The sequence below is a fragment of the Limosilactobacillus sp. C0001E2 genome (genome assembly GCF_056590915.1).
Window position 1 is genome coordinate 1 of the sequence record NZ_JBWPXC010000014.1, and the last position, 12,190, is coordinate 12,190.

The following is a 12,190-nucleotide window of genomic DNA, read 5'->3' on the forward strand; positions in this document are numbered from 1 at the left end:
TAATTTCTAAACTAAACTTAGTCATAGTAAAACCCCCATAGTTGGAACTCCTTGTCCAACTATGGGGGTTCACTTCATCCTGTCAAATAAACTGTATTCTTATTTGTTCGAATATAAAGGAGTAAGTGATCTCCATTGTGACCATCAAAATGTAAATCTAATCCTCTGATTTTAAGATCAGTCAAATCACCAAATCTATTTCTTATTTCCTGCCGTTGCTGTTTAGTTAACGTAATTGGATGCTCATAAAAATAATCGGGTATTGTTTGGTCATTTAAAAAGCACTCAATAACATATCTCCAAGGTGAACGGTGATCATTTTCAAACGGCACCTCACCATAGAAAATATTGTGCCATCGTGGATTCTTTTTTACCTTTTTACGTTGCTTTTTAAATCTACCTGTAGGAATCACCTTACTCATTTAATAGTTTCTCCAATTCATCATAAGAAGAAGCTCCCTTTAAGTGGGGCTTTTTCATATCATCAATAACTTCATCAATTGATGACATTGTTTCGGCATTTAGGATTCCCCAATACTTAGGGAGCCCATCGTTAGCAACTGATGATAACATCATTCGGATAAAACTTGAAATGGATAAACCGTGTGCAGCTAATTCCTTGCTTGCACGCTCTTTAACATCAACTGGGACCCTACTATCTACTCTTGAATCCATGCTTATCACCTCACCTGTATTGTATGACATATAACACACAAATTCAAATAAAAAACTTGGTATGTTGCTATATTAGTATACCAGGCCTCACTTTTTTGAAGCCCGGTACCAAATTAAATTGACGATGAATTAGTCTCCCAATATGATCACTATTTAATTGGTACCGGGTCTAATTATTTTTTGACCAGGTACCTAGAAATCCAGTATAATAAAAAGTTAGGTCAAAATAGTAACTAAATACTGATATGACTTGACTTTGAGTAGAAAAAAAGAGGTCATAATTGACCTTATCCCATCCATAAATCACCACAATTAAAGAAAGAATATCAATATGACCCTAACTAGTGATTCTATTCGTTCTTTGTTAGAAATTAAAGACCCAAATATTAAAATTGACGATATTTTTGATTCCTTTATTCATCACACTAAAGTTCGCATCATCAAAGCATGTTTAATCATCCATCAACGGCGTTGCCCTTTATGTGGCTTTGAAGATTTAGTACACAATGGTCATTACACATCAACCATTACTTATACCAGTGATAATGCCAGTCATCCAATCTTAATTAGGCTAGCCAAGCAACGTTTGAAGTGTAAAAACTGTGGTCACACCATCATGGCTAAAACTCCACTAGTTAATAAATACTGCAATATTTCTAACCGCACGAAAGCTAAAATTATTATGAACTTACAAGATGATCGAACTCAGAAATGTATTGCGGTTGATAATAACGTTTCACCATCGACCGTTGGTCGACTAATTAATGACCATCGCGAACTATATCCAGTTTTTCCCGATCAATTACCTAAACATTTAGCCTTTGATGAATTTCGTGGGGTTCATCATCAGATACACTTTATTTGTATTGATGGTGGTAATACGCACCGTATTATTAAAATACTACCGAACCGTTTCAAATCCTCAATTATTAAATATTTTGAATGCGTTGATCTATCAGCTCGCGAAAATGTTGAAACAATTACGATGGATCTAAACAGTTATTATCAAGATATCGTCTATCAACTCGTTCCTAATGCCAAAATAGTCATCGATCGGTTTCATATCATTGCTATGATGACCCGCGCCTTCAATCAATACCGCAGTCAGTTGATGAAACATTACAAGTATCAATCATATGAGTATAAGCTCCTCAAGTTTTCTTGGCGTTTATATCTTAAAAATGACCAGCAGCTTTCTGATGCAAAAGAATATTATGATCGACATATTCATCAAAAAGTAACAGCTGGAGAGCGAATTGGCTTAGGACTGGCATTAGATTCAAAACTAAATAACGACTACGTCGTTATGCATGATGTTATGAATTACTTAGCGCAGCTAAATAAGGATCGCTTAGCTGAAGCCCTCTTTAGTTACCATTATGATCAACTTAGTAAGCCAATGGCTACGGTCATTAAAACCTTACATAAACACCTCGAAATTGTGTTAAACGCAGCAGAAAATGAGCAGTCTAATGGTCCACTAGAAGGTACTAACCGTATGATTAAGCAAGTTCAACGCACCGCCTTCGGTCTGAGCAACTTCAATCACTTACTAGCAAGAATTAATCTACGAATGATGAGAACAAAAAAGCAGTACCAAGTTTAAAAACTTGATACTGTTCTATTAGCTTGCATCAACAGAATTTGACACAGAGCCTACAAAAACAGTACCGACAGATGAAAAAACATCTATCAGTACTGAATATCATAGAGCCTACTTCTTGACGAAGAGACACAAAAAGCAACAAACTACCGAAATGGTAATTCATGAATTTCCTGTAACAATTCACTCGTTAAAGATTTAGTTTTCTTCGTTTTGCCAATCCAAATAGAGCTAGCAAGGCAGAAATTACACCTAACAGAACAGTACCCTGTTCATTTGTGTTCCCTGTTTGGGGTAGAGTTTGTTTTGTTACGTTATTATTTTCAGCCAGCGTATTAGTAGCCTTTGTTGGCGCGTTAACCGCTGACTCGGTAATATCTGGTACTTCTTTCCAAGAATACTTGGTCACATCAGGTAAATCAGGAAGATTACTGATTCCCTTGGAAGAATCCGGCGTTTTGCCAACTTCTGTATTAATTGGTTTGCCAACTGGATTTTGTCTATCGGCATCAGTAACTTGATGAATTGCAACCCCCGTAAATCCAGAAACCAGGATATCATTGTTATTAGTTAATCCAGTGTGGTTTACAGTAGTGTTAGCTGGCAAAAATGATACTCTTAACTTTGCAACCCCTTTTGGGACAACAAATTTAAACGTTTGCTTACCAGTATTACTTTCCGTCGTAAAGGTTGCTAATGGATTGGGCGTAGCATAGGCGTTATATAAGCTCTGGTTTTGTGGGTCATCCGCATCGTAAATAACCATCTTTAATTGATCTTGTCCATTAACATTCCCGTTACTTACCCAAGTTGGAGTAATCTCCAATTTTTCACCAGATTTTACAGCAATATCTTTGTGAATCCCTAAATTCCAAGCCGAACCAAAAGCTATCCGAATAGGGATATAAAAAGTTTTGCCATTAGGATAAGTAATTTTATCCATGACTAGGTACACTCTGAATTTTTGCCCCCTGAATGGGTGGAAATACTTAGCTCCCGCTTCTCCTTTTTGGGCAGGAACATGTAAGAATGGATATTTATCATTACCCTGGGGCTTAAACCACCCACCTACATACTCATATTTGGTCCCCTTAGGTAGCTCATTTTTATTACCAATGGAATCAAGAGCAGCAGTAAGATTCCCGCTGGTTGGTTCACCATACTTACCTAACCAGATAATATTATCTTTATTGTCGGGGTTAATAATCCCAGAAGTACCAGTTCCATCATTAATGGCTTCGCCAGTCTTACTAATTCCTACCTTACCATCAATCGTGTACCCAAACTGGTCATTGTTGGTTGGTAATTTGACATTATAACCATCGCCACCTTGTTGTTGAATTGGATCATAAATAATGGCGCCTGGTTTTTGATCTTCCCCTTTATTGAAGTCATTTTCATTGCCCCCGTTTAACGGCTTATCATGCCGAGGGGACGTCCAATTAATATTATCAGGTAAGATACTTAAATCTGCATTCTTACCAAGTTCCTTAGTTGTCGATTGATGATCAGCTGAAGCTGCGACTTGTTCATCAATATTAGTTGCCGCATGAACTGTGACCGGGTTGGCCAGCCCCCCTGCCATAAAGAAAAAGCCGGTCGCAATGGTGACTGAGGCAACGCCAACAGTCAACCGGCACAGTGCCCATTTAGTATACCGTTGTGACATTCGCTTCTGAATTAATTCAAGATTATTTTTGCTAACCATAATTTTTACTCCTTTAAATTTATCTTGTATTAAACAGTATACCATATTTCTTGCTTCAAGGGGGAAGAGCGCAGATTAAATTTATTTTCCCACTTGATGTTTTTTCAAATACTCTGCCACTTTTAACATGACTTCTTCTGAATCGGGAGAGTTAGTAACATCTAAAACCATTTGACCGGCTTCAATTCCCTCAAAGTGAAGAGTTATTCCATTCAGGATTAAAAATACTTTGGCAGCTTCAAATGCTGTCCGTTTATTGCCATCAGCAAAGAGATGCTTCTTAGTAATCTTTTGCAGATAGTAGGCCGCTTTTAACCAGACGGTTGGGTAAGCCTCACGTCCAAAGAAAACTTGCTTGGGCGTTTCAACAACACTATTTAATCTGCTAACATCCAACACACCAATTGTGCCTTCACCAGCATGACGAATGATTCGCCGGTTAATTTCAATTAGCTCTTCCTCAGTTAAATATTCCATGTTTACTTATCCTTTAGGAAGTCCAATACTGCTTGATCTTCATCTAAACTCTGATCCAAAATTTCAGAAAAATGATCATGGGTTTTACTATCAGTATCAGCAGCCTTAATCACAACACTGCCATCATGAGAATTAAAGGTTACATTAATCTTGTCGTTTACTTTGAGCCCCGCTGCATCCATAATGTCCTTACTAATCCGCACCGCGCTGGAATTACCTGACTTAAAAATTTTAGTTGGTGATTTAATAACCATAATCAAGGCTCCTTTCAATTCGTATATACATTCGAATTATATAATATATACGATTTTTTACTACCCTTCCATAAAAAAACAGGAAAAGCAAACTTTTCATCAAGATGAAAGCTGCTTTCCCTGTATGAGCTATTCTTCTATTCCTCGCTTAAATGTATCAAAAATTAATTGGCCCTTAATTACTTCTCGATCTGGTGTTAAATTCCACGGTGAACCTGGCCGATGAGTTTGCTTACTTAGTCGAGCAGCATTGTAGTTAATGTAATCTTCGTTCACTTTACTTAGAAGATCCACAATCTCGATATCTTGTGAAACTAGGCTATAGTCATTCATCGCTTCTTTATCTGGTTTATCAATATCCAGAACAGTCTGACCATTAAACTTATCATGTACTTCCGTTATTAATGGACCATATTGAAAGTGAACAATTGTGGAAGAAAATAATTTATTTCTGGTTGCGGCTAAAAATCTCCCATACGCAATGTAGAGCAGTTTAATGACCTTCATTTGCGTTAACGGGTCAATATTTAAGTCACTATCCCGTTCAAAGTAGTTTTCAACTCGTAGCCAGTTAGCTAACTGCACCGCTGTAAACCTAGGTTGTTCCTTTTGTGATTCAACAACACCAGCATTATTACTTAGATAAGAGTTCACCTTGGAAACTAGTTCATCAGAGTAATCATTCTTTTCATCAGCAATATATTGTTGAAGCACATCATCGTTAGCAATGAGTGATTTTAGCAGTCTATTATTGGCTTTGGTAGGAAATGCACCAGCCTCGTAAAGTGCTATTGTGTTTGGACTTAACCCAGTTAATTCAGCTAAATTACGTTGAGATAGTCCTACCTTAGCACGATACTGCTTTAATTCTTGTGGTGACAGTAATCCCATCTCATCACGGTATTGTTGACGAGCTGTTTCGGCAGTTTGATCATCCAGCTCCTTATCTGGAATCAGTTCATTGGTGTTACTGTCAAAAAGAGCCGGTGCAGTTACCGTATACTCATGTCCATTAATAGTATAAGTAGTTGTGAAGTTCTGTTGGTAAGCCATATAAACCTCCTCCTTTAATAATCAAGATGAAAACTGATAAATACCACTTTTGGGTTGTTCTCAGTAAATACAAACTTAATGTAATAAGTCTGTCCATCACTAGTCTTAAATACCCAAACAAATTGTAATGGATTATTGCGATTAGGTTCATGTTTGACAAAATCATTAATGGATAACTGTCTAACAATTTCCTTCGCTAAAGTTACGGAAACCGGCATTGCCATTCTGCTTTGTCGTTGAACCATATAAAATCGATCATGATTCACAAGAAATTTCAATCTTGCTAATGCTTCACCAACCCCCATTACAATCCTCCTAGTATTTTATTGCTATACCATTATAGCATGACGGTGATACCTTTACTACTAATTAGTAGCAAGAACGTTAAAAAGTAAAGTATCTTAATCAAAATTTACAAAATGATCAAGATACTCTGCATGTGATTAAGATAATTCAGCTCCCTAATGTTAACACATTTTAACACGCGACTAACCCTGCCATATCAGCAATTCAAGCACTTCAACCACTCAAAAACCGTCTGCCAACATCTACCCGTGTTAATTAACGTGTTAAAACAGCGCCATTTAAGCGACGAAAAAAGCCTGTAACGCCAACGGTAATCGCTGGTATTACAGGCTTATGTGTTCTTTGTAGTGCTCACTAAAGGATTCGAACCTTCGACCTCATCATTACTAATGACGTGCTCTGCCAACTGAGCTAAGTGAGCATTAATCAACAAAAAATAGTATATCAAATTGACAATTAAAAGGGAACCCCTATTTTAAAAATAAATCAAAAAATCTCATGGCTTTTCATTAGCACCATGAGATCCTTCTAGTTCTTTAATTTTTGATATTCCGCACACATATGCGCGACACACTTTTTCATTTCTACAATATCTAGGACACTCTCCGCAAACTCTTTACGTACCAACTCATCTGGTAAATATTCATCATACTTATCAAACACTGGCACTTCCTTAGGATATACCAAGTCCATAGGTGCAAAATCTTTGGCAGCCTCTTCCCCAATAATTTTGAAAAATTCATCCGCTGAAACATCCATTGCAAACTCCATAAAGTACGGTCGTGATGAATTAAAGCCGCGTAAATTCAATCGTTTAGCACATTTTATTCTTAACAGTCGTTCTAACGCAAGAAAAGCATAACTTCCTGTCCACGGTAATAAACACCACATTTTACCGCCCAAATTAATTAGCTGTTGTTGCGGAATTCCAGCAATATTACAAGTATCACGTGCCTGCGTTAACCGCGCCTGAGCGTTATTCATCAAGTATGGATACATTGTACTTTCATTAAGTACCTGACGCATCCGCTGGAGAATTTTTGGTTGAATATCGCCCGGAACATCCCCAAAGTACGCCGGAATACGACCTTTCACTTCATGACAATAGACCTGATGCCGTTTTCGATCCACATCTTCAACTACCCAAACCCGTCCTGCAATGGCAATTTTATCACCAACCGGTGGTGGCTTAACAATTGTTCCTAATTCTTCTGATCCAGCATGAACACTGTATTCAACGTTTTCTTGAAAGACAGCGTAAAATTTAAAATTATTGACAACTCGTTCACCAGCTAAGCCAACAATTAAACCACCATTTTCGGTTTGTTGAATTTGGTTGGTCTTAATCAAATAGCGTAATAAGACTTTATAGTCATCTTGACTAACGTTATGAAAATAGGTCAATGGTAAAACCCGTGAGGCTAGTTCAGCCGGGGTCATTTCTCCACTCGACGCCAACGTACTCATTGTTTGATGATAAAGCAAACTATATGGGAGACGATTAGGTTCCGGCGGTTCAACCCACCGCTCCTCTAAGTACAGTTGAACCAGTGCAATCCCCTGCAACAATGGCCACGGAATTAAATCAGGTAGCATGGCCCGTGATTCTGGATGTTCTTCACGCATCACAAAATGCATTTCTGGTGGGTTACCACGTCGCCCGGTTCGGCCCATCCGCTGCAAAAATCCAGATACCGTAAATGGTGCATCAATTTGAAACGCACTTTCCAATTTACCAACATCGATTCCTAATTCTAACGTTGCCGTAGCACACGTGGTCATGTAAGCATCTTCATCCTTCATCGCGTCTTCAGCCGTCTGCCGCAGTGCTGGTGATAGATTACCATGGTGAATCAGAAAACGGTCTGGTTCATGACGGTAAGCACAATATTCACGCAGCATTTGACACACCGCTTCACACTCTTCACGACTATTTGTAAAGACTAGGCATTTTTTACCCCGTGTATGCTCAAAAATATAGCCAATTCCTGGATCAGCTAACTCTGGGGCTTTATCAGTTTTCGGACCAATTAACTGATTATTTTCTTCTTGATTCTTTGCAGCTTGTGGTCCCATCTTATAGAAATGTTCCATTGATAGCCGCCAAATTTGCCGGGTATTTTTAACTTTTGGTGCTACTGTTTGGTGATTGCTTCCCGCTCCTAAAAACTGACTGGCTGCTTCAGTATTGCCAATCGTTGCGGATAATCCAATCCGTCGCGGATCAATCCCAGCTAATTTTGATAACCGCTCAATTAAGCAGAAAGTTTGACCACCTCGGTCACTCCGTAAAAATGAATGCAGCTCATCAATCACAATGAACCGTAAACCGTGAAATAAGTGTGGGATATCCATATGCTTGTTGATCATAAAGGATTCCAACGATTCAGGTGTGATTTGCAACACCCCACGCGGATTTTTCAGCATTCGGCGTTTTTGTGATTGTGAAACATCTCCATGCCATCGCCAAACCGGTAAATCCTGATCTTCACAGAGGTCCGTTAGTCGCCGGTATTGATCGTTAATTAACGCTTTTAAAGGTGCAATGTATAGGCACCCAATGGAATCGACGGGATGTTCAGTTAATTCCGTTAAAATCGGGAAAAAGGCCGCCTCTGTCTTTCCAGCGGCGGTCGATGCTGACAGGAGAACATTGTGATCAGTTCCAAAAATTTCTTCGGCAGCTGCCACCTGAATTGGTCGTAATGTTTGCCAACATTGTTCATAAATATAATCTTGAATAAATGGCGCATACCGTGAAAAAACGTCCATTCTCCTGCCCTCCTTTTATAAAGTAAATTCAGTATAATCTTTCGTTTTCTGATCGCTAACGGCAGATTGTTCCGTATATGTAAATTGATCAGAATTCAATAGTTTTTCAATGGTCGTCGATGGGTTTTGCCATACAATATCCAACATTTCGATAAAGTCACGGATAACCTCCCGTGGTGTAATGTTGGTGTCCGCTCCAATCCGGGCGTACTCAATTTTAATAAATTTAGCAAGATCATCATCAGTAACCGTGCGCTGATAGCCATACAAGTCAGCGTGCATATCAGCCAATTTTTCGGTCAATACCAACATTTCCTCCGGTGTCAGTGGATCCAGCTTAATCACCGGTGCATACATATCACGGGCCCCAGCCTGAGAGAATTTTCCCTCAGCTAATCGTGACCTTAAAGCTTCATAGCTGTAAACACCTCGTCGGCGATCCTCAATTGCTTGCGGGGTCCCGCCCATCAAAATCCCCAGATACTTTGCCTTTCCCTGCAAAGCATCGTTGTACATCGTTAAGATCTTTTCATAGTTATATTGACGACTGATGCTATTTGGGATTTTGTAGATGTTTACTAATTCATCAATCATGATGATCAAGCCAGCATAGCCCGCTTGACGGAAGAAACTAGCAAATAGTTTCAAATATTCGTACCAATCATCGTCAGAAATGATAATGTTGACACCTAATTCCTGCTTAGCTTCCGTCTTGTGGGTGTACTCCCCACGAAACCACTTAATAACCTTAGCCTTAGTTTCATCATCGTTATTAAGATAAGCATGATAATACATGTTTAGTAACTTAGCAAAATCAAAACCGTGCACCAGTTCACTTAATGAGGAAATCACTGCATAGATTTTCTTATCCGTGTTTTCGACAAATTTTGGATCGTCGTCGCTCAGTCCAGTTTCGGTAGCTACTTGCGTCTGCACAGAGTTAATCCACCGATCAAGAATTAAGGTGAGTGCGCCACCCTCAGGACGGGTCTTAGTTGCTAAATTTTGAATTAATTCCCGATAGGTCGCTAACCCTTGTCCCTTAGTGCCTTGTAACCGTCGTTCTGGTGACAGATCGCCATCAACGACCACAAAATTTTTGTCCATCACATAATTACGGATTGTCTGAAGCAAGAAACTCTTTCCGGATCCGTAACGACCGACAATGAAGTGGAAAGCGGCCCCACCTTCCGCTACGACATCAACATCATGCAGGAGGGCCTCAATTTCTGCTTTACGGCCGACCGTAATATAAGGAAGACCAATCCGCGGAACAACTCCTCCTTTCAGCGAATTTAGAATCGTTTGAGCAATTCTCTTTGGTACCCGTCGCTTCTTCTCTGGCATTATGCATCATCCTCCTTTAGTAGTTCTCGTAGATCATCTTTATAATCATCAATTACTTCTGGCTCATCTTGATCATTAAACTCGATTACCGAGTCACCAATCTCGTCGAAAAGTTTTTCGTTAATTGAATCTACCAAAATTGACACCATCAAATGATGTTTCTTTAAATAATCTTGATACGGTTTTTGATCAAGCAATGCGTGTACTAAGTATCGTTCATTGATGTTTAAAATATCATTTACCGCATCAGATGATACTGCAGACGAATCTTTAACCTCATTAACTGATGAAGGATCTGGTATCTGTTCATCATCAGCCTGCTTTTCTTCATCAGTCAGCAAACTGTCACGGGTTGTCGAAGCATCTACTCGAATTTGATCTAGTGAAGAAAGGTTTAGCTCAATCTTTGGCTGACGTGCTAACACTTCCTGTTTTTGATATTCTTCTAATCCTGATCTGATTAATAGCAATATTTGCGAATCTAATTGTCGCGGCTTTAAAGGGTGACCGAGATGAAATTGCTGCCGAGCGAGTCGATCCAACTCATGAAAAAAAGCGTTTAGACGTTTTTGTTGATCTTTGAGTGGGTACCATGCATTGCAATAATATTTACGATCCTTAAACTGGTATGTTCGTTCCGAATCAATTGGATATTCCGTTAAGCGTGGTTGCCGGTGAAAAGCAAAAACGGCTCCTGCAAAAAAGTATTTGGCACTCAATGTCTGGGTAGCAATAAGATTGGTAAATATTTGTGGGTTCTTTTGCAAAGCGAATTGCCAAACCATTGCTACAACTTCAGTCCACTTTGCCGGTGACGTTTTATATAAACTACACTTCTTCAAATAAGGACTATGTTCCAAAAAAACATCCATAACTTCCGTTGCTGAATAATCTTCAGGATGACGTAGAATATGATATTCATGGTCCACCTTCAGTTGATCTGCAAACACCTGATTCGCTTTGGTGCGTTCTAAGCCATAGTACAAAACATAATCCTGCATCCACTGATGTAAATAGTCCTTCATCCGCTTTCCATAGCTAGCAGCATACTTTTTATCAAATTCAAGGAGTTTTTGAAACCCGTCATTAGGATCTTTTACTCCGATATTGTTAAGTAGCTCATAAATATAAACATATGCGTAAGAAGTACTACTGACAGTAAAATTGCCCTTTCGTAACTGCGTCCGCCAAGTAAAGTAGGTTCGCAGTTGGTGACCGTTCATTGCATGATAATCTGGATAATAACGACGCAATTCATAAATTTGATCATAGTCATCTTCATAATTAGCCACCATCTGCCCTTGACGATAAAAATTTTCTCCTTGTTCGTTCATGGGTAAAATGGTGTAGTCATAACTCGCCATCATTTTTTCTAATGGTTCCGGGAGTCGATGCTTTTGAGCGAATTGCTGACGTTGCGGAATGAGTTGAGATTGATATTTTGAATCAGTATCATCGCTTGGTAAATACACCAATTGTTGTGCAATAAAATTTTGGTTACCATTAGTTGCTGATTTGAATGCATAATCCAAAATATTAAAAAGGTCTTGTGCTTTAATCTGGTTTAACTGAATTCCGACCCATTCCGGATAATTCATTAACTGTGGTTCTGTAAATCCTTGTAAATTTTGAATTGTTGCTGCGAAGTTAGGACATTTAACATCAAGTTGCGGGGTGGAAACTGATAAAACTATAAAGGGGTTGTGAGCCGTAACTTCAACTATTTGTAAATTTAATGGATCGGCTACTGACTTTTGGAATGTTAAGCCATACTTATTTAAAAGATAATCCTTTAGGACCTGCCGTTCCATTACTCTTCCTCCACTCCGTACATACGTTCTAGGTACGATTATACCAGACTTTAAATTCTTTGGTAGTACAAAAAAACGCAGACTGTCATACAGTCTGCGTTTAATGTTTGCGTGGCAACGTCCTATCCTCGCAGGGAGCGATCCCCCAACTACTTTTGGCGCGTTGAAGCTTAACTTCTGTGTT

11 protein-coding genes and 1 tRNA gene are annotated in these 12,190 nt (G+C 38.9%); 1 reads left to right on the forward strand and 11 read right to left on the reverse strand.

Features of this window, described 5'->3' with window-relative positions; translation table 11 throughout:
• Positions 1-74 precede the first annotated feature (74 nt).
• Both AC1EKL_RS08530 and AC1EKL_RS08535 read right to left on the reverse strand, forming a co-directional pair.
• Complete coding sequence (locus tag AC1EKL_RS08530) at positions 75-422, reverse strand: replication associated protein (RefSeq protein WP_480189713.1); 348 nt, start codon at positions 420-422, stop codon at positions 75-77.
• A complete protein-coding gene (locus tag AC1EKL_RS08535) occupies positions 415-675 on the reverse strand; it encodes a type II toxin-antitoxin system RelB/DinJ family antitoxin (protein ID WP_480173582.1) in 261 nt (86 codons plus the stop codon). Before AC1EKL_RS08535 ends, AC1EKL_RS08530 begins: the two co-directional genes overlap by 8 nt.
• Before the next feature lie 331 nt (positions 676-1,006).
• Here AC1EKL_RS08535 and AC1EKL_RS08540 point away from each other — a divergent pair, with 331 nt between their 5' ends.
• Positions 1,007-2,281 (forward strand): ISL3 family transposase, encoded by a 1,275-nt coding sequence (locus tag AC1EKL_RS08540; RefSeq protein WP_480189714.1) that lies wholly within the window; start codon positions 1,007-1,009, stop codon positions 2,279-2,281.
• A 187-nt stretch (positions 2,282-2,468) separates the two neighbouring features.
• On the opposite strand, the gene AC1EKL_RS08545 is transcribed toward AC1EKL_RS08540, so the two are convergent.
• The 9 genes from AC1EKL_RS08545 to AC1EKL_RS08585 form a co-directional block, all read right to left on the reverse strand.
• Positions 2,469-3,986 (reverse strand): Rib/alpha-like domain-containing protein, encoded by a 1,518-nt coding sequence (locus AC1EKL_RS08545; protein WP_480190279.1) that lies wholly within the window; start codon positions 3,984-3,986, stop codon positions 2,469-2,471.
• Between the two features lie 81 nt (positions 3,987-4,067).
• Positions 4,068-4,463: a type II toxin-antitoxin system death-on-curing family toxin gene (locus AC1EKL_RS08550; protein WP_480189716.1), complete on the reverse strand. Its 396-nt coding sequence runs from the start codon at positions 4,461-4,463 to the stop codon at positions 4,068-4,070.
• Positions 4,464-4,465: 2 nt separating this feature from the next.
• Positions 4,466-4,717: an AbrB/MazE/SpoVT family DNA-binding domain-containing protein gene (locus AC1EKL_RS08555; protein WP_163704681.1), complete on the reverse strand. Its 252-nt coding sequence runs from the start codon at positions 4,715-4,717 to the stop codon at positions 4,466-4,468.
• A 129-nt stretch (positions 4,718-4,846) separates the two neighbouring features.
• Positions 4,847-5,770 (reverse strand): type II toxin-antitoxin system antitoxin SocA domain-containing protein, encoded by a 924-nt coding sequence (locus AC1EKL_RS08560; protein WP_480189717.1) that lies wholly within the window; start codon positions 5,768-5,770, stop codon positions 4,847-4,849.
• Between the two features lie 14 nt (positions 5,771-5,784).
• Positions 5,785-6,075, reverse strand: a complete 291-nt coding sequence (locus tag AC1EKL_RS08565; protein WP_480190280.1) for a type II toxin-antitoxin system MqsR family toxin — start codon at positions 6,073-6,075, stop codon at positions 5,785-5,787.
• Between the two features lie 349 nt (positions 6,076-6,424).
• Positions 6,425-6,497 (reverse strand) — tRNA-Thr (locus tag AC1EKL_RS08570).
• Between the two features lie 107 nt (positions 6,498-6,604).
• Positions 6,605-8,848 (reverse strand): DEAD/DEAH box helicase, encoded by a 2,244-nt coding sequence (locus tag AC1EKL_RS08575; protein WP_480189719.1) that lies wholly within the window; start codon positions 8,846-8,848, stop codon positions 6,605-6,607.
• Positions 8,849-8,863: 15 nt separating this feature from the next.
• The gene (locus tag AC1EKL_RS08580) at positions 8,864-10,195 is read right to left on the reverse strand and encodes an ATP-binding protein (protein ID WP_480189720.1); all 1,332 of its coding nucleotides are present in this window, start codon (positions 10,193-10,195) and stop codon (positions 8,864-8,866) included.
• Entirely contained in the window at positions 10,195-12,006 is a 1,812-nt protein-coding gene (locus AC1EKL_RS08585) for a TerB N-terminal domain-containing protein (protein WP_480189721.1), read from the reverse strand. Before AC1EKL_RS08585 ends, AC1EKL_RS08580 begins: the two co-directional genes overlap by 1 nt.
• Positions 12,007-12,190: the final 184 nt, after the last annotated feature.

Coding starts and splice junctions, on each gene's coding strand:
- AC1EKL_RS08555 (WP_163704681.1), bottom strand. CDS start 4,717: ATGGTTATTAAATCACCAACTAAAATTTTTAAGTCAGGTAATTCCAGC.
- AC1EKL_RS08540 (WP_480189714.1), top strand. CDS start 1,007: ATGACCCTAACTAGTGATTCTATTCGTTCTTTGTTAGAAATTAAAGAC.
- AC1EKL_RS08575 (WP_480189719.1), bottom strand. CDS start 8,848: ATGGACGTTTTTTCACGGTATGCGCCATTTATTCAAGATTATATTTAT.
- AC1EKL_RS08585 (WP_480189721.1), bottom strand. CDS start 12,006: ATGGAACGGCAGGTCCTAAAGGATTATCTTTTAAATAAGTATGGCTTA.
- AC1EKL_RS08565 (WP_480190280.1), bottom strand. CDS start 6,075: ATGGGGGTTGGTGAAGCATTAGCAAGATTGAAATTTCTTGTGAATCAT.
- AC1EKL_RS08530 (WP_480189713.1), bottom strand. CDS start 422: ATGAGTAAGGTGATTCCTACAGGTAGATTTAAAAAGCAACGTAAAAAG.
- AC1EKL_RS08560 (WP_480189717.1), bottom strand. CDS start 5,770: ATGGCTTACCAACAGAACTTCACAACTACTTATACTATTAATGGACAT.
- AC1EKL_RS08580 (WP_480189720.1), bottom strand. CDS start 10,195: ATGCCAGAGAAGAAGCGACGGGTACCAAAGAGAATTGCTCAAACGATT.
- AC1EKL_RS08545 (WP_480190279.1), bottom strand. CDS start 3,986: ATGGTTAGCAAAAATAATCTTGAATTAATTCAGAAGCGAATGTCACAA.
- AC1EKL_RS08550 (WP_480189716.1), bottom strand. CDS start 4,463: ATGGAATATTTAACTGAGGAAGAGCTAATTGAAATTAACCGGCGAATC.
- AC1EKL_RS08535 (WP_480173582.1), bottom strand. CDS start 675: ATGGATTCAAGAGTAGATAGTAGGGTCCCAGTTGATGTTAAAGAGCGT.